Here is a 17209-nt window from a genome sequence, read left to right on the forward strand (position 1 = left end):
CCGCGGAATTATGTGCGGCAATATTGGGGGTCCAGACCCCCTAGTTGAGCGTAAGACCGTGGGGCCAAACGAGAATCGGCGGCATCGCCAGTGAAATAATCCGCAGCCTTTCGATCCACACGCGACGTGACCCGAACGCCTGCACAAGCCGAGCGCCTCGGCCGCCGGAAATTTCTTGCAGTCAGCTCTCTGGCCGGCAGCGGCCTCGTGCTCGGCCTGGTCCTGCGTGCGTCGGGCGACGCGGCCACCGCAGCCGAGCCGCCACACCGCGCCAAGGCCGCCAGCGAGTTCAAGCCCAGCGTCTTCATCCGCATTACGACTGACGGCGTGGTGACGCTCGTCTCCAAGCAGATGGAGGTCGGACAGGGCGTGAAGACGGCGCTGCCGATGGTGCTGGCTGAGGAACTCGAGGTCGACTGGAAAGACGTGGTCGTCGAACAAGGGGCCCTCGACGAGGCTTACGGCAACCAGTTCAGCGGCGCGAGCAGCTCCACGCTCAAGAACTACGCAGCGTTTCGCCTGCTCGGCGCGACCGCACGCACCTTGCTTGTGCAGGCTGCCGCCAACGCCTGGGGCGTGCCCGCGCAGGAGTGCCACGCCGCGCTGAGCACGGTGCATCACCGCGCCTCGGGCCGCTCATTGCGATACGGGGAGCTGGCCACGCGCGCCGCCGCCTTGCCGGTGCCCACGGGTCGCGCCGTCAAGCTCAAGTCACCGCGCGACTTCAAGCTCGTCGGCACGCGTGTGGGTGGCGTCGACAACGACAAGATCGTGCGCGGCGCACCGCTCTTCGGCATCGACGTGCGCCTGCCCGGCATGCGCCATGCGGTGTTCGAGAAGAGCCCGGTGTTCGGCGCAAGTGTTGCAAGCGCCAATCTCGCCGAGGTGAAGGCCCTGCCCGGTGTGCTCGATGCCTTTGTCGTCGAGGGCATCGGCGGCGTGCTCGGCCTGCGACCGGGGGTGGCGATCGTGGCCGAGTCGACCTGGGCTGCGTTCAGCGCGCGCAAGAAGCTCAAGGTGCAGTGGGCCGACAGCCCGGTGGTGCAACAGGGCTGGAGCGCCTTCGCCGAGCAGGCCGCGCGCATCGCCCGGCAGCCGGGCGCCAATGTGTCGCGCCAAGAAGGCAACGTCGCCAAGGCGCTGGCCTCGGCCTCGCAACGTGTCGAGGCCTTCTACACCTACCCGTTCATCGCCCACGCGGCCATGGAGCCGCTCAACTGCACCGCCTGGTTCAAGGACGGCGCCCTGCAGCTGTGGACGGCGTCGCAGGCGCCTGCGTGGGCGCGCGACCACGTGAGCAAGAGCCTCGGCGTGCCGCCCGCCGCGATCCAGATGCACATCGTGCGTGGGGGGCGGCTCGTTCGGCCGGCGACTGTCGAGCGACTACGTGGTCGAGGCCGCCGCCATCGCCATGCGCTCGTCGGGGCCGGTGCAGCTCGTGTGGTCGCGCGAAGATGACCTGCAGCACGACCACTTTCGCGCTGCCGGCTTCCACCTCCTGCGAGGCGGCCTCGACGCCAGGGGCGATGTGGTCGCCTGGCACGACCACTTCGTCGGCTTCGGGCGCGGCGGCCCGATCGACCCGCATCTCGGCCAGGAATTCCCGGCACCCTGGGTGGCCGATTGCACGGTGGAGCAGAGCGCCATCGACTGCGGCGTGCCGATGGGCGCGTGGCGGGCGCCGCATGCGAACGTGAGCGCCTGGGTGGTGCAGAGCTTCGTCGACGAACTGGCGCATGCCGCAAAGCAGGACCCGCTGGCCTTCCGCCTCGCCCTGCTCGGCGACCGCAAGGAAATGCGGCCCGGCGGGTTCTTCTCGCGGCAGGGCGTGTACCAGGTCGAGCGCATGCGCCGCGTGCTGCAGGCGGTGGCGGAAAAAGCCAGTGGGGTCGCCCCCTGCCCCGCGGCCAGGCGCAGGGCATCGCGTTCCACGCAAGCTACGGCGGCTATGTCGCCCAGGTGGCCGAGGTGACGGTGTCGCCCGAGGGTCAGCTACGCGTGAACCGGGTGGTCTGCGTCTGCGACGTCGGCGAGCAAATCGTCAATCTGAGCGGCGCCGAGGCCCAGGTGCAGGGTTCCATCCTCGATGGCCTGAGCGCCGCCTGGCTGCAGGTGGTCGACATCGAAGGCGGTCGGGCGAAGCAGAGCAACTTCCACGAGTACCCGCTGCTGCGCATGGCCGATGCGCCGGCGATCGAGGTGCACTTCCTGCGCTCCGACAACCCGATCGGCGGCCTCGGCGAGCCGGCCTTGCCGCCCGTCGCACCCGCGGTGTGCAACGCGATCTTCCGCGCCACCGGGCACCGGGTGCGCGAACTGCCGATTCAGCGCGCCAGGCTCGCGTGGGCGTGACGGGCGCCGCCGCAGCGGCGTGATCTGCGTCACGGGCGCGGCCCTCGATTGAGTGGGTTCCCACCGTGCTGGCAGCGGCAACAATCGGCCGCTGCACGATGCGCTGGCCGGTCCACACATGAAAGATTCCAAGCGGGTTGTCATCCTCATCACGGTGCACCAACCCACCTTCACGCCGCTGGAAGAGATTTCGCTGCGGCAGTGCTTCAAGGTGCTGGGGCACTACCCGATCAGGCTCGTCTGCCCCGAGGGCATGGACACGAGCGCCTACCGCGCCGTCATCCCCCAGATCGAGGTCGACCACATCCCGCCGCACTGGCAGTCGAGCTACGCGAACTTCACGCTGATGAAGATCGAGCCCTTCCTGTACCGGCGCTATGCGCAGTACGAGTACGTGCTCTTCTACGGAAACCGACGCCTTCGTCTTCCGCGACGAACTTGCCGCCTGGTGCGAGCGTGGGCTCGACTACATCGGCGCCCCCTGGTTCGAAGGCATGGTTGCGGCCAAGGACAACGCGGCCGTTCACGGCGTGGGCAACGGCGGGTTTTCGCTGCGCAAGGTCTCGGCCATGTTGCGCGGCCGGCTCTCGAAGCGGCTGTGGCTGCGCCTGCTGCTCTCGGAAGCACGCCACCAGCCGCTGCAGGCGCTGCGCCGCGCCGTCACCGATCTTCCGCGCATGCTCTTTGGCGGCGACCCGACGATCCACTACACGCGCGGCGAAGACAGTTTCTGGGGCCTGGTCGTGAATCGCCATCTGCCGTGGTTCAAGGTCGCCTCGTTCGACGAGGCGCGCCAGTTCTCGTTCGAGACGCTGCCCCGCCGGCTCTACAAGCTGAACGGCGAGCGCCTGCCCTTCGGCTGCCACGCCTGGACGCGCTACGACCTCGACTTCTTCCGCCCGCACGTCGAGGCCTGCGGCTACAGGCTCGAAGGGCTGGTGCCGCGATCGACCTTCCACACGCTCGAAAAAGTCGACTGAACCCCAGGTCGTGGCGCCGGGAAACTACACTGGCTTTTCGTCGCCCTCGCGGCCCATCTGCTGTACCGGAGAAGCTGGTTGCCTGAGCATCTGAGAGCCCTCGTCTTCATCCTGCCCATCGCGTGGGTGGTGTTCCTGTTCGCGAAGAAGGCGATCACGACGAGCGGGATCACCACGGTCGAAGACTTCAACCGGCGCCGCAACCTGTGGTTTGCGCTGACGCTCACGGCCTTTCTCGCCCACAACTTCTGGCTTTTCGCCGCGCTCGCGACGGTGGCGATCATCTTCCTGTCGCGCGACGAGCCGAACAAGTGCGCCCTGCACCTCGCGGTGCTGGTCTGCCTGCCGCGTCTGACAGCCTCGATCTCCGGCGGCGGCATCGTGAAGGAGCTGTTCGCGATCGACCCGCTGCGGCTGCTCGCCCTGTTCATCCTCGTGCCGGCCTGGTGGCAGTTGCGAAAGCGTGCCGACGTCGAGCCGTTCGGCAGGCTCGTGACCGACAAGATCATGATCGCGATGTTCGCGCTCGAGATCGTGCTCACGCTGCCGGAGCGCACCCTGCCGAGCGTGATGCGAGACAGCGTCTTCTACGCGTTCACCAACGTCTTCCTGCTGTACTACGTGAGCAGCCGGTCGCTGCGTTCGATGCCGGCGTTCCGTGAAGCGATGGGGGCGTTGGTCGTGGGCCTGTGGGTGTTCTGCGCGCTGGTGGCCTTCGAGTTCCTGCGCCGCTGGCTGCTCTACTCGTCGCTCGAACGCGCGCTCGGCGTGAGCATGGGCGACCGCGGCTACCTGATCCGCTCGGGCATGCTGCGTGCCGAGGGCACAGCCGGTCAATCGATCATCGCCGGCTACACCGCGGCGGTGGGCATCGGCATCTACCTGTACGTGCGCACGCTGATCCAGAACCCCTGGCTGCGCCGCCTGGGCATGGCGCTGATGTTCGCCGGCATCATCGGCGCGTTTGCACGCGGACCCTGGGTCGGCGGCGTGGCGATCATCGCGGTCTTCATCCTGCTCGGGCCGTCGCCGATCGGCAATTTCGGCAAGATCATCGGCGCAATATTGCTGTCGCTGCCGCTGCTCCTGAGCACGCAGGCGGGCATGACGATCATCGACCACCTGCCCTGGATCGGCACCGTCGATTCGCGCAACGTCGACTTCCGCGAGAACCTCTTCGACGTCGCCGTCCGGGTGATCATGCAATACCCGTTCTTCGGCAACTTCGACTTCGCGCTCATCCCCGAGATCGAGGCGCTGCGCGGCAACGACGGCATCATCGACGTGGTCAACACCTACATCATGATCGCGCTCAAGGGTGGCCTCGTCTCGCTGGCGCTGTTCGCGGGCATCGTCCTGGTCGCGATGTGGGGCGTGTTCACCACCCTCCTGAAGCTCGACAAGCACAACGACGAGCGCCATGTGCTGGGCCGTTCGCTGCTCGCCACCATGGTCGGCGTGCTCGTGACCATCGCCACCGTGAGCCCCATCTTCTTCGTCTACCCGATCTACTGGTGCCTGGTCGGCCTGATGGTCGGATTCACGCAGCTGGTGGCGCGCGGGGAGCCGGTCACCTCGGCCGGCACGGCCAAGGCGGTCACCAAGAAGCCCTACGTGATGTCGACACGCCACCACGTGCCGGGGCGCATGCTCTAGCGACTCAACGCGCGCAGGCGCCGCGCGTCGCGGCGTCGCCGGTCAAGGTGAGGTTGTCGCTGACGCTTGCGCCGTGAGAGGCCACTCGCACGGCAACCTGGCTCGACGCAGCGGCCGGGAAACACGCCACGTTGCCGCGGATCACCGCATCGCGGTCGTCGGCATCGCCCGGGCCCTTGTTGCCGCGGGCGATCATCACAGCGGTGTGGGCGCTCGTCTGGTCGTTGAAGACGCGGTTGTTCTCGACCACGATGCCGGGCGAGGCGTTGAGGCAGAAGGCGCACTCGCCCAGGTTGACCACCGTGTTGCCGCGGATCACGAAGTTGCGGAACCACTCCGCCGTCTTGTAGCCGCTGTTGATCGAGAAGCCCCAGCAGCTGCGCGCCGAGGCCCGCTGCTCGATGGTGTTGCCCTCGATCAGCATGCCGTCCATCTGGCCGTGCATGGTGACGTTGCCGCCGCGGCACACGCCGTCGACCACCGAGTTGTGGCGAAACACGTTGCGGCGCACGATGTTGTTGCGCCCACCGGCCTCGTTGCCCGAGAGGTAGATGGCGTGGTCGTAGTCGCTGCCCGAGAAGTTGTTGCCTTCGAAGTGGTTGTCTTCGATCACGCTGTCGCTGAACTGGCCCAGGATGCCCATGCCCTTGTTGCGACTGATCGCGTTGCGACGGATCACCACATGGTTCACCCCGTGCGGTCCCCGGGCTTGGGAATGGATGCCGATGTGAAAGCCGGTGATCTCGCTGTCTTCGATGGTGACGTGGTGCAGGTTGTGGATGAGGAAGAGACCCCACTGCGCAGTGCCCATGCCGTCGAGCTTCAGGTTGCGCAGCGTGTAGCCGCCGTCGTAGGAGGTGTTGTTGTACTTGCCGAACATGAAGACCGCATTCTTCACGCCGGGCGCTTGCAGCCAGGGGCGCTCGCCCTGCCCGTAGGCGTCGAACACGAGCGGCTTCTCGGCGGTGACGTGGGGGTTGTCGATGATCATCATCGACTGCACCCACACACCGCCTCGCGCGAGCAGCAGCTTGCTGCCGGCCGGCAAGGCGTTGAGATTGACGCTTTCGAGCCTGCGCTTCGGGCTCTTCGGGCTCAGCCCGTCGTTGGCGTCGTCGCCTGGCACGCAGCCCTTGGCTGCGCCCGGCTGGCAGTCCGAGAAGTAATAGGTGGCCGCATGCGCGGGCGCCGCAACTGCGAAGGCGCCCGCCAGCGCCAGCGTGCTCAGCGCGCGCACACGCCGGTCTTGGCTGCGGCGCCCGAGAGCACCACGTTGTTGTCGACCTTGCTGTTGGCCGCGAGCACACGCGCGGCGGCGCTGCCCGACGGCGACTGGAAGCAGGCGGTGTTGTTGCGCACGACGGCGTCGCCATCGCCGACGTCGCCGTTCGGGTAGTCGCGGTTGCCGGCGATGGCGATGGCCGTCTGCGGCGTGGACTGCGTGTTGATGAAGACGTTGCCCTCGATCACGATGCCCGGCGCCGACTGCACCGCCATGCCGGTGTTGCCGAGGTTGACGAACTTGTTGTTGCGCACCACGAAGTTGCGGAACCACTCCGGCGTGTTGTAGCCCTGGGTGATCGACATGCCCCAGCACTGCGGGGCCGCGCTGTCTTGCAGGATGGTGTTGCCCTCGATCACCACGCCGTCCATCTGGCCGTGGAAGGTCATGTTGCCGCCCTTGCACTGGCCGTTGACGGTGGAATTGCGGATGAAGCGGTTGTTGCGCAGCGTGACGTTCTTGCCGCTGTACGGATCGGTGCCCGAGAGGTAGGTGCCGTGGTCGAAGGTGCTGCCGCTGAAGTTGTTGGCTTCGAAGAGGTTGCCCTCGATCACGCTGTCGCTGAACTGGCCGAGGATGCCCATGCCCTTGTTGCGGCTGATGCTGTTGTTGCGGATGACGACGTGCGTCACGCCCTTCGGGCCACGCGCCTGCGAATGGATACCGATGTGGAAGCCGGTGATCTCGCTGTCTTCGATGGTCACGTGGTGCAGGTTGTGCACCAGGAAGAAGCCCCAGTCGGAGCTGCCCATGCCGTCGATCTTGAGGTTGCGCAGCGTGTAGCCGCCGTCGTAATTGGTGTTGTTGTAGAGGCCGAAGAGGAAGGCGCCGTTCTTGGTGTTGGGCACCTGGATCCACGGTTTGTCGCCCTTGCCGTAGGCATCGATGACGATCGGCTCTTCGGCGGTGGCACGCGGGTTGTCAAACAGCATCAAGCCCTGCACCCAGACCCCACCCCGCGCGAGGAGCAGCTTGCTGCCGGCCGGCAGCGAGTTGATGTTGACGCTGGCCAGCGTGCGCTTGGGCGAACGCTCGGTCTGCCCGGAGTTGCTGTCGTCGCCCGGTACGCAGTCCTTGGCGGCGCCCGGCTGGCAATCCGAGAAGTAATAGGTGCGGCCGATCGCCGACGCCGAGGTGGAGCAGCCGGCGCTGATGCACGCCAGGGCCACCAGGCAGGCCATCTCCATCCGCTTGTGAATCCGCATCTGCTTTCTCCGCGACACCGAGTTGAGGCGCAGCAAGAATACACGCGGCCCATGAAAAAGGCCTCGCAGCACGCTGCGAGGCCTTTGCCGGACGAAGCCGGAGGGTTGCTACCGCTGATCAGCGGGCGCAGATGCCGGTGGTCGCCGCCGCGCCGGTCACGGCCACGTTGTTGGTGACGGTGGCGCCCGGGGAGTTGACGCTCGCCACAGAGCCGGCTGCGCTGGCGTTGGCGCGGCAGGCGGTGTTGTTGCGCACCACGGCGTTGGCGTCGCCGGCATCGCCGTCGGCGTAGGGGCCGGGGCCGCTGCCGATCGCGAAGGCGGTCTGCGAGGTGGCCTGCGTGTTGATCGCCACGTTGCCCTCGATCACCACACCAGGCGCCGACTGCACTGCCATCACGGTGTTGCCGCCGTTGATGAGCTTGTTGTTGCGCACCACGAAGTTGCGGAAGGCTTCAGCCGTGCTGTAACCCTGGGTGATGGACATCAGCCAGCAGCTGGCCGTCGCGGCGTCCTGCTCAATGGTGTTGCCTTCGATGAGGGCACCGTTGATCTGGCCGTGGAAGGTCATGTTGCCGCCGGTGCAGACACCGTTCACGGACGAGTTGCGCAGGTAGCGGTTGTTGCGGATCGTGATGTTCTCGCCGCCGCCGATGTACGAACCGTGGTCGAAGGTGCTGCCGCCGAAGTTGTTGGCTTCGAACAGGTTGCCCTCGATCAGCATGTCGTGGTAGTGACCCAGCAGGCCCATCGCACGGTTGCGGTGGATGTGGTTGTTGCGCAGCGTGATGTGCGAGACACCGTAAGGCGCACCGTCGTTGGAGTTGATGCCGATGCGGAAGCCGGTGATCTCGTTGTTCTCGAAGGTCACGTCATGCACGTTCTGGATGAACCAGACACCCCATTCGGCGGTGTTCATGCCGTCCATCTTCAGGTTGCGGATCAGGTAGCCACCGTCGTTGGTGGTGTTGCCCCAGCCGCCGCCGATGTTGAACATGTTGCCGGAGGCGATGCGCATCAGCGGAGCAGAGCCGGTACCCCAGGCGTCAAAGGTCAGGGGCGCGGCAGCGGTCGCGTTGGGGTTGTCGAGCGACACGGCGAAGTTCGCCCAGGCGCCGCCACGCTTGAACAGCAGGCGGGTGCCGGCGGGCAGCGCGTTCACGTTGATGCCCGACAGGTTCTGCTTGGGCAGGGCCTGGGTGCCAGGGTTGCCGTTGCTGCCGGGGACGCAGCCGGTGGCGGCGCCAGCCTGGCAGTCGGAGAAGTAGTAGGTCGGGGCGCCAGGGGTGGGAGCCGGAGCCGGAGCCGGAGCCGGAGCCGGAGCCGGTGCCGGTGCCGGTGCCGGTGCCGGTGCGGGGGCAGGGGCCGGAGCCGGTGCGGGAGCAGGAGCCGGCGCGGGGGCAGGTGCCGGTGCCGGTGCCGGTGCGGGGGCAGGGGCCGGAGCCGGTGCGGGAGCAGGAGCCGGCGCGGGGGCAGGTGCCGGTGCCGGGGCGGGAGCAGGTGCCGGCGCGGGAGCCGGAGCAGTCACCGGCGGCACATAGCAGGCCTTCGCGTATTGCGGACGCGGGTCACGGTTGAAGATGGCATTCCCGCAGGTATACGTCCCGGCGGCGAAGCTGCGCTGGACATACGAACTGCCCGAGCCGTAGCGCACGGTGGTCAACGCCGTCAGGGTGAAGCGCTGGTTCTCGTTGGCCACACGGGTCCAGCCGGTCGGCACGGGCGCAGGAGGCGCCACGACGCCCAGGGCAGATTCGGTCGGCGTTTCAGAGTCGGCCTGGGCACCTTCCGTGGTGGAGGTGTCGCTGCCGCCGCAGGCCGCCAGGGCCATGCACAGGGCAGACAGGGGGATCAGCTTCAGTCGGGTTTCAGTCGAGAAAGACAACATTTCAAATTCCGGTAAGTTGACGCCCGTTTCGGGGCTGCTTCGGGCGTCGCACAACAAGGGGGTTTGCAACACGCTTCAAAATTGAGGACTACCAACCTGAGCGGCTGCCACCATTTCGGTGCATCACCATCACGCAGAGACCTCGGCCTAGCCAGCCTGAGCCCCGGTCTTCCGGGACTGCAGACTTGGTATGAGCAGTTTCGGCGCGGCCGACCTAGGCGCTGTAAGTCGACCTGTCAACACGTATCCGCCGGGGTTTTCTCTAGAAGGCAACGGAAACCACCCGAGACCCCCACAACTAGGGGGTTTGCGGCCGACGAGGCGCCGAGGCGGTGTGTCGAAAAACTTACAAACCAGAACCGTCGTAACAGGCAGGCACAGGCGGGCCACCCCGGAAGCGCGGGAGATGGGCGGTATTTCCACCGCATTTGCCGGGGTTCGGCCCCTGCGCTCCAGCCGGACGCCACCGCCCACGGCAGAATTTGCCCGGGCCGTCGCCCCCGAGGAATCGCGTTCATGGTGTCCAGGCTTCGAATCGCCGCCTTGCTGGCAGCGCTGATGTGCTCGGCGTCGGTCATCATGGCCTTCGTGCCGCAGCCCAATACGCAAACGCGGAAGCTGGCGCCGAGCATCCTGCTCGAGCAAGCCATCCCCCGGCAGTTTGGCGAGTGGCGCCTCGATTCCGCGCAGGCCGTGCTCGTGGTCAACCCGCAGACACAGCAGCTGCTCGACAAGCTCTATGGCCAGGTGCTCAGCCGCACCTACGTCAACCCGCAGGGCTACCGGATCATGTTGTCAGTGGCGTATGGCAGCCACCAGCGTGGTGCACTGCAAGCGCACAAGCCGGAGGTCTGCTACCCGGCCCAAGGCTTCAACCTGCTGCACAGCGAGAGCGCCGAGATCGGCACCGCCTACGGCGCGATTCCCGGGCGGCGCATGAACACGCAGCTCGGGAGCCGCATAGAACCCGTCACCTACTGGTTCACGCTTGGCGATCAAACGGTGCGCTCGCGCTTCGAGCAACGCATGGCCGAGATCCGCACCACGCTCACCGGGCAGATTCCCGACGGCCTGCTGTTCCGCGTCTCTTCGATCGACGGCGATTCGAAACGCGCCTACGTCGAACATGACCGCTTCGTGAACGATCTGCTTGCCGCCACCGCATCAGCAGACCGCGTGCGTTTGAGCGGCCTTTCAGGCCCGCCTTCGCGAGCGAAAACGATGTGAATCGTGGACGCCGGAAGTGAACATTTCACACCTCTGACGCAGGCCTCGTTCGCCCCCTCAATCCGGGTGCGGGCCGGAACAAACTCAACCGCTACACTCAAAAGCTTCAGGGTCTCAGCGCGCGCCTGCGAGCACTCAGGCCCCGCTTTCGATGCAATGCGATCCCCTTGACGAACCCAGTCCGGAGACAGCCTGAATGAACCCGCAGCGACAACCCGGCAAGCAACGCACATGGCCTGCCGTCGCATGCGTGATCGCGGTGTCGGGAACCTTTCTCGCGGGCTGCGGCAAGTCCGATGACAAGCCTGCCTCGCAGGTGGTCGCGAAGGTCAACAAGCAAGAGATCACGATCCACCAGGTCAACTTCGTGCTCGAGCAGCAGCGGGGCCTGCGGCCCGAGCAGGTCGAGGCCGCGCGCAAGCAGGCACTCGAGCGCCTGATCGACCAGGAGCTGGCGATCCAGAAGCTCGGCGAGATCAAGCTCGACCGCGACCCGCGTGTGATGCAGCAGCTCGAAGCCGCGCGCCGCGAGGTCCTGGCCCGCGCCTACTACGAGCGTGTCGGTGAAGGCGCCAGCAAGCCAAGCGAGGCCCAGGTCTACAAGTACTACAACGACAACCCGGCACTCTTCGCAGAGCGGCGCGTCTATCGACTGCAGGAGTGGCTGATTGAAGCCGCGCCGGCGCAGATCGACGCCGTGCGCGAGAAGGCGCAATCGGGCAAGGCACTGATCGAGCTGACCGATTACCTGCGTGCCAACAACATCAAGTTCGACTTCAACCAAGCCGTGCGTCCCGCGGAGCAACTGCCGCTCGACAGCCTTGCGTCCTTCGCCAAGATGAAGGAGGGTGAAACGCTCATCGTGGCCAAGCCGAACGGCCTGCAGGTGATCGCCATGGCCAACTCGCGCCTGGAGCCGGTCGAGCTGGCCCGCGCCAAGTCCGCCATCGAGCAGTTCCTGCTCAACGACCAGAAGCGCCGCATCATTGCCGATGACATCAAGGCGCTGCGTGCCGCCGCCGGCATTCGCTACCTCGGCAGCTTTGCCGGCCAGGCCGAGGCGGCCGCATCGCAACCGTCGCCTGCCGTCACGTCGCAAGACCCGGCCTCTGGCCAAGGCACGACCGCAGGCACCAGCGAGAACCCGAAATGAGCAAGTCCCACCGCCTGTTTCACCAGATCGCCGCCGGCGCTGCGCTGCTGGCCGGCCTGTGCCTCACCGCTTTCGTGCAACCCGCCTTCGCACAAGCCGCCGGCACCGCGAGTGCGCAATACCGCCTGGCCGCCGGCGACGTGATCCGCATCACCGTCTTCCAGAACCCCGACCTTACGCTTGAAGCGCGCGTCAGCGAAACAGGTGTCATCTCCTTCCCGCTGATCGGCTCGGTGGCGATCGGCAACCTCACGCTGCTGCAGGCCGAGAAGAAGATTGCCGATGGCCTGAGAGACGGCAACTTCGTCAAGCAGCCGCAAGTTTCCATCCTGGTCACACAGGTGCGCGGCCACCAGGTCTCGGTGCTCGGTCATGTGGGCCGCCCGGGTCGTTTTCCGCTCGAACTGGCCGATACCAAGCTGACCGACATCCTGGCGACGGCCGGTGGCGTGTCGGCGACCGGTGCCGACACCGTGGTGCTGGTTGGGCGCCGCAACGGCCAGCCCTACCGTGTCGAGATCGACCTGCCCGGCATCTTCGGCCCCGGCCGCCGCGGTGACGATGTCGTCCTGCAGAACGGCGACGTGATCTGGGTCGAACGCGCCCCGGTGGTCTATCTCTATGGCGAGATCGCCCGCCCCGGCGCGCTGCGCCTGGAGCGCGGCATGAGCCTGGTGCAGGCGCTGGCCAGCGCCGGCGGCATCACCCAGCGCGGCACGGCCCGCGGGCTGAAGGTGCACCGCCGAGAGGCCGACGGCAAGGTGCAGATCCTCGACGTGCAGATGAACGATTCGCTGCGTGCCGATGACGTGGTCTACGTCCGCGAATCCGTCTTCTGACCTGCCGCCATGAACGGTCTCAACCTCCGTCAAATCCTGCTGATCCTGCGACTGCGCTGGCCGCTGGTGCTGGCGCTTTTCGTGCTCGTCATGGCCGTCGCCTTCGTGGTGTCGCTGCGCATGCCGAAGAAGTTCACCGCCGAGACCTCGCTGCTGCTCGACGTGCGCGCCGACCCGCTGGTGGCGACCTTGATGCCGTCGATCGCCTCGCGCGAGTTCCTGGGCACGCAGGTGGAGATCATCCAGAGCGAGCGCCTGGCCGGACGCGTCGCCAAGATGCTCGGCATGACCGAGGGCCCCGCGGCCGTCGAACAGTGGCGCCAGGCCACGCAGGGCCGTGTGCCCATCGAGTCGTATTACGGGTCGATGCTGCGCAACGGGCTGAGCGTGGTGCCGGCACGCAACACCAACCTCATCGACATCGGCTTCACCGGCGGTGACCCGCGCTTCGTCGCGGCGGCCGCGAATGCCTTTGCCAAGGCCTACATCGAATTCAGCGTCGAGTTGCGCATCGAGCCGTCTCGCCAGTACGGCACCTTCTTCGACGAACGGCTCAAGATCCTTCGCACGCAGCTCGAAGAGGCGCAGCGCAAGCTGTCGACCTTCCAGCGCGAGCGCGGCATCATCGCCACCGAGCGGGTCGATCTTGAAAGCTCGCGCCTGGCCACGACGATGGCCCAGCTCGCAGCCGCGCAGGCCGAACTGGCCGACACCAACAGCCGCCAGCGCAACACCGGCACCGAAACCTCTCCCGACGTGCAGTCGAGCGCCGTCGTGCAGGGCCTCAAGTCCGAAGCTCGCCCGCGCCGAAACGAGGCTCCAGGAAATCAGCTCCATCGTCGGCTCCAACCACCCGCAGCGCGTGCAGCTCGAAGCGCAGATCGCCAGCATCAAGCAGCAGATCACGTCCGAGATGCGCCGCGTGTCGGGCGTGACCGCCACGGTGAACCGCGCCACGGGACAAAAGATCGCCGAACTCGCCGCGGTGGCCGAAGCGCAGAAGCGCACCGTGCTGGGTCTGCGCGCACAGCTCGACGAGATGGCGCTGCTGCAACGCGACGTCGAAACCGCCCAACGTGCCCACGACGCCGTGGCCAATCGCCGCAGCCAAGTGTCGCTCGAAAGCCAAGCCGACCAGGCCAGCGCCCGTGTGCTGACGCCTGCCGTCGAGCCGCTCGGGCCGTCGAGCCCGAAGATCGCCAAGAACATGGCGGCCGCCGCAGCGCTGGGCCTGGTGCTCGCCATCGCCGCCGCGCTTGGGTGGGAGATGCTCGACCGGCGCGTGCGCAGCGCAGCTGACCTCGACATCGTCGAAGGCGTGCCCGTACTGGGCGTCGTCTCGCCGTGGGCCGACCCGAACCGGCGAGGCCCGCACCGCCCGCGCGGGCCGCAGCGCCTACCACCGGCGGACAAAAACTTCCCGCCACAACTTACCTTGGAAGAGGGCACCTGATGGCGACGATGTCCTCGGGCAAGGCGCGAGAGGCAGACCGATCAATTGGGGCGATTCTGGTGAGTTCAGGGCGTCTGGCGATCGAAGACGTTGAACGCATCATCAACTTCCAGAAAGAACGTGATCTGCGCTTCGGCGATGCCGGCATGCAGCTCGGGCTGCTGACCGAAGCCGACATCTTCTATGCGCTCTCGCTGCAGTTCGACTACCCCTACCTGAGCGGCCCCGGCCACCCGGTCAGCGATGAAGTGGTGGTGGCCTACCGCCCCTTCAGCGCCGAGGGCGAACGCCTTCGCTCGCTGCGCAGCCAGTTGCAATTGCGCTGGTTCCGGGAGGGGGCTTCTCGCGTGGCCCTGGCGGTCATCGGCACACGTCCCGGCGAAGGCCGCAGCCTGCTCGCCGCCAACCTCGCGGTCACCTTTGCCCAGGCGAAGGAACGCACGCTGCTCATCGACGGCGACCTGCGCAACCCACGCCAGAACTCGCTGTTCCGCGTCGAAAACCAGACCGGCTTGTCCAATCTGCTGACGGGCCGGATGCACGAGCAGGTGATCAAGCTCGTGCCGGGCATCCCGGGTCTGGCGGTGCTGCCGTCCGGGCCGATCCCTCCCAACCCCGAAGAACTGCTCGGCCGGGCGTCGTTCGCCCGCATCCTGGAGCAGAGCATGTCGGCCTTCGATGTGATCATCATCGACACGCCCGCCCTCACCTGCGGTGCAGACGTGACGCTGCTGGCGCGATTCGCCGGTGCGGCGCTGGTGGTGGCGCGCAACAACATGACGCGCACGGCCGAACTTCGAGATCTTGTCGCTCACATGCAGGACGCAGGCGTCAAGGTCGTCGGGTCGGTGCTCGTGGACGCGCCTTTCACGAAGCCTTCCACCAAGCTGAAGAAGCAAGGTGAGGCCGGTGAGCGCTGAGTCGACCCGAACGGTGGCGACGGTGCGCCCCCTCTCCCCGTGGCTGCTGTTGCTCGCGGGCCTGGCGGCCATGTACGCGCCGGTCTACTGGGCGGCGAGCCAGACGCTCTGGCAAAGCGAAGAAATGGGCCACGGGCCGATCATCCTCGCGCTCGTGCTGTGGTTGTTCTGGCGCGCACGCGAGCGCATCGCGACGCAGTCCACGGCTCCCCTGCACGCCCTGGGCTGGCCGCTCTTTGCGGTCGGCGTCGTGCTGTATGCCTTCGGGCGCGCCTTCTCCGTTGCCAGTGTCGAGTTCGCCTCGCAGATCTTCGTGCTGGCCAGCGGCCTCGCGCTGCTGGGCGGCCGCGGTGCGCTGAAGGCGGCGTGGTTCCCCTTGCTGTACCTGCTCTTCCTGGTGCCCCTGCCGGCCAGCATGGTCGATGCCATCACGGGCTCGCTCAAGAGCTGGGTGTCGGTGCTCGTGGTCGACCTTCTCTATGCCCTCGGGTACCCGATCGCCCGCACCGGCGTGATGATCTCCATCGGCCCCTACCAACTGCTGGTGGCCGATGCCTGCTCGGGCCTGAACTCCATGTTCAGCCTGACCGCCATCGGCGCGCTCTTCATCTACTTCAAGCACCGCGCACAGCGCTTGCATAACCTGATCATGATTGCCTCGATCCTGCCGATCGCCTTCATGGCCAACATCGTGCGCGTGACCATCCTGTCGTTGATCACCTATCACTTTGGTGATGAAGCCGGCGCTGGCTTCCTGCACAGCGCTGCGGGCTTCGTGCTGATGGCCGTGGCTGTGGGCCTGCTATTCGCGCTCGACGCAGTGCTGGCAGCCACGCTCGGCCGGCGCAACCGCCAGACTCCTTCCACCGCACAAACGTGAGCGAGGGTGAATGACCGAAGCTCATGACCGGTTCGGCCGGCGCGGTGTTGCCAGGGCTGCGATCTGGACCTTGGCCGGCTACGCGATCTCCATCGTGATCCGTCTGGGCAGCAACCTCGTGATGACGCGGTTGCTCGCCCCGGAGATGTTCGGCCTGATGGCGTTGTCGATGGCGATCATCCAGGGCCTGGCGATGATCTCCGACCTGGGGCTGCAGCAGCTCGCCGTGAGTTCCAAGAACTTCGAAGACCGCGAGTTCAAGCAGACGCTCTGGACGGTGCAGGTCGCCCGCGGCTGCGTGATCTTCCTGTCGATGCTGCTCGTGGCGGGCGGGCTGCTGGCCCTCGGCGATTCATGGGGTCCGTCCGAGAGCGTCTACCTCGACCCGGTCTTCCCCTATGTGCTGATGGCGCTCGCGGTTGCGCCCCTGCTCACCTCGCTCGAGCCGACCGGCATGCTGGGCCTGGCCCGGCAGATGAACGTGCGGGTGACGGTCAAGCTGGAGCTTGCAGTCCAGATCGTGACGCTGCTTTGCATGATCACCGCCGCCCAGGTCACGCCGACGGTCTGGGCCCTGGTCATCGGCACGCTGTGCGGCAACGTGTTCCGCCTGATCGTCTCGTACGTGCTGTTCCCGACCTGGCCCAAGCTGCATATTGCCAAGGCGCCGTTCGCCGAGGTCTTCCGCTTCGGCAAGTGGCTGACCATCGCCTCGGCGCTTGGCTTCACCGCGTTGAGCGGCGACCGCCTCCTGCTGGGAACGCTGGTGCCGGCCCACCTGCTGGGCCTGTACGCCATCGCGCACCTGCTCGTCATGGCCATCGAGCAGGGCCTGAACAAGATCATCAACGCCGTTGCGTTCCCGGTGCTCAGCAACACCTTCCGCAACAAGCCGGAAGATTTGCCGAAGGTGTACTACCGCCTGCTGGTGCCCATCGCCGCACTGATGTGGTTCACCGCCTTCTTCCTGTTCGAGACCGCGCCGATCGTCGTCGACCTGCTGTACGACGAACGCTACGCCAAGGCGGCCGACGTCTTCGCGTGGTTGTCGTTGCTGCTTTTGTCCATCCCGGCAAGGCTCGCGCTACAGGCCTTGATGACCACCGGCGACGTGAAGTCCACCGCGATTGCCGCGGCGGTGCGCACCGCGGTGTCACTGGGCGCGATCTGGTTGCTGTACCCGGTGATGGGCTTGTCCGGCGCCGCCATGGGCGCGGTGCTGGGCTCGCTGATCGTATTTCCCATCGTCTACAAACGCCTGCTGGAGGGAGGAATCCTCCGGTTGAAGCTCGAGCTGTGCCCGCTACCCGCCGGACTGGTGGGTTATTTCACGGGGTGGCTGGTGCTGCGTGCGTTCAACTGATGGTTCACAGA

At 66.5% G+C, this 17209-nt stretch carries 15 protein-coding genes and 1 pseudogene; 13 read left to right on the top strand and 3 right to left on the bottom strand.

Features of this window, described 5'->3' with window-relative positions:
- Window positions 1-126 precede the first annotated feature (126 nt).
- From LRS03_RS11995 to LRS03_RS12015, 5 genes are all read left to right on the top strand, one after another.
- Window positions 127-1458: a molybdopterin cofactor-binding domain-containing protein gene (locus LRS03_RS11995; protein ID WP_257825646.1), complete on the top strand. Its 1332-nt coding sequence runs from the start codon at window positions 127-129 to the stop codon at window positions 1456-1458.
- Entirely contained in the window at window positions 1388-1972 is a 585-nt protein-coding gene (locus LRS03_RS12000; protein ID WP_257825647.1) for a xanthine dehydrogenase family protein molybdopterin-binding subunit, read from the top strand. The genes LRS03_RS11995 and LRS03_RS12000 overlap by 71 nt, the downstream gene beginning before the upstream one ends.
- On the top strand, window positions 1969-2352 hold the full coding sequence (locus LRS03_RS12005; protein ID WP_257825648.1) for a molybdopterin cofactor-binding domain-containing protein: 384 nt from the start codon (window positions 1969-1971) through the stop codon (window positions 2350-2352). Before LRS03_RS12000 ends, LRS03_RS12005 begins: the two co-directional genes overlap by 4 nt.
- A gap of 377 nt (window positions 2353-2729) precedes the next feature.
- Entirely contained in the window at window positions 2730-3332 is a 603-nt protein-coding gene (locus LRS03_RS12010; RefSeq protein ID WP_257825649.1) for a DUF5672 family protein, read from the top strand.
- 78 nt (window positions 3333-3410) lie between these two features.
- The gene (locus tag LRS03_RS12015; RefSeq protein WP_257825650.1) at window positions 3411-4988 is read left to right on the top strand and encodes an O-antigen ligase family protein; all 1578 of its coding nucleotides are present in this window, start codon (window positions 3411-3413) and stop codon (window positions 4986-4988) included.
- Between the two features lie 4 nt (window positions 4989-4992).
- Here the strand turns inward: LRS03_RS12015 and LRS03_RS12020 are convergent, their stop codons facing one another.
- The 3 genes from LRS03_RS12020 to LRS03_RS12030 all read right to left on the bottom strand — a co-directional run bounded on the left by LRS03_RS12020 (window position 4993) and on the right by LRS03_RS12030 (window position 9306).
- Window positions 4993-6225, bottom strand: a complete 1233-nt coding sequence (locus LRS03_RS12020) for a right-handed parallel beta-helix repeat-containing protein (RefSeq protein WP_257825652.1) — start codon at window positions 6223-6225, stop codon at window positions 4993-4995.
- The gene (locus tag LRS03_RS12025; protein WP_257825653.1) at window positions 6213-7475 is read right to left on the bottom strand and encodes a right-handed parallel beta-helix repeat-containing protein; all 1263 of its coding nucleotides are present in this window, start codon (window positions 7473-7475) and stop codon (window positions 6213-6215) included. Before LRS03_RS12025 ends, LRS03_RS12020 begins: the two co-directional genes overlap by 13 nt.
- A 118-nt stretch (window positions 7476-7593) precedes the next feature.
- Window positions 7594-9306 carry a right-handed parallel beta-helix repeat-containing protein gene (locus tag LRS03_RS12030; RefSeq protein WP_257825654.1) on the bottom strand — a complete coding sequence of 571 codons (1713 nt, stop codon included), beginning with the start codon at window positions 9304-9306 and terminating at the stop codon, window positions 7594-7596.
- Between the two features lie 573 nt (window positions 9307-9879).
- On the opposite strand from LRS03_RS12030, the gene epsI reads away from it, so the two are divergent.
- The 8 genes and pseudogenes from epsI (at window position 9880) to LRS03_RS12065 (ending at window position 17198) form a co-directional block, all read left to right on the top strand.
- Window positions 9880-10590, top strand: coding sequence for an exosortase-associated protein EpsI, B-type (epsI, locus tag LRS03_RS12035; RefSeq protein WP_257825655.1), 711 nt, complete (start codon window positions 9880-9882; stop codon window positions 10588-10590).
- Between the two features lie 196 nt (window positions 10591-10786).
- Complete coding sequence (locus LRS03_RS12040) at window positions 10787-11743, top strand: EpsD family peptidyl-prolyl cis-trans isomerase (RefSeq protein ID WP_257825656.1); 957 nt, start codon at window positions 10787-10789, stop codon at window positions 11741-11743.
- Window positions 11740-12582 (top strand): polysaccharide export protein EpsE, encoded by an 843-nt coding sequence (gene epsE, locus LRS03_RS12045; RefSeq protein ID WP_257825657.1) that lies wholly within the window; start codon window positions 11740-11742, stop codon window positions 12580-12582. The genes LRS03_RS12040 and epsE overlap by 4 nt, the downstream gene beginning before the upstream one ends.
- 9 nt (window positions 12583-12591) lie before the next feature.
- Window positions 12592-12846 (top strand): annotated as a pseudogene (locus tag LRS03_RS26895) (Wzz/FepE/Etk N-terminal domain-containing protein); the annotation flags it as partial.
- Window positions 12847-13621: 775 nt separating this feature from the next.
- Window positions 13622-14035 carry a GNVR domain-containing protein gene (locus tag LRS03_RS26900; RefSeq protein WP_374685051.1) on the top strand — a complete coding sequence of 138 codons (414 nt, stop codon included), beginning with the start codon at window positions 13622-13624 and terminating at the stop codon, window positions 14033-14035.
- Window positions 13927-14955 carry a chain length determinant protein tyrosine kinase EpsG gene (gene epsG, locus LRS03_RS12055; protein WP_257825659.1) on the top strand — a complete coding sequence of 343 codons (1029 nt, stop codon included), beginning with the start codon at window positions 13927-13929 and terminating at the stop codon, window positions 14953-14955. The genes LRS03_RS26900 and epsG overlap by 109 nt, the downstream gene beginning before the upstream one ends.
- Before the next feature lie 22 nt (window positions 14956-14977).
- Window positions 14978-15835 (top strand): exosortase B, encoded by an 858-nt coding sequence (gene xrtB, locus LRS03_RS12060; RefSeq protein ID WP_257825660.1) that lies wholly within the window; start codon window positions 14978-14980, stop codon window positions 15833-15835.
- A 10-nt stretch (window positions 15836-15845) separates the two neighbouring features.
- Window positions 15846-17198, top strand: a complete 1353-nt coding sequence (locus LRS03_RS12065; RefSeq protein WP_257825661.1) for an oligosaccharide flippase family protein — start codon at window positions 15846-15848, stop codon at window positions 17196-17198.
- The last annotated feature ends 11 nt before the right edge of the window (window positions 17199-17209 follow it).

Source organism: Rhizobacter sp. J219 (assembly GCF_024700055.1).
Taxonomy (GTDB): domain Bacteria; phylum Pseudomonadota; class Gammaproteobacteria; order Burkholderiales; family Burkholderiaceae_C; genus Rhizobacter.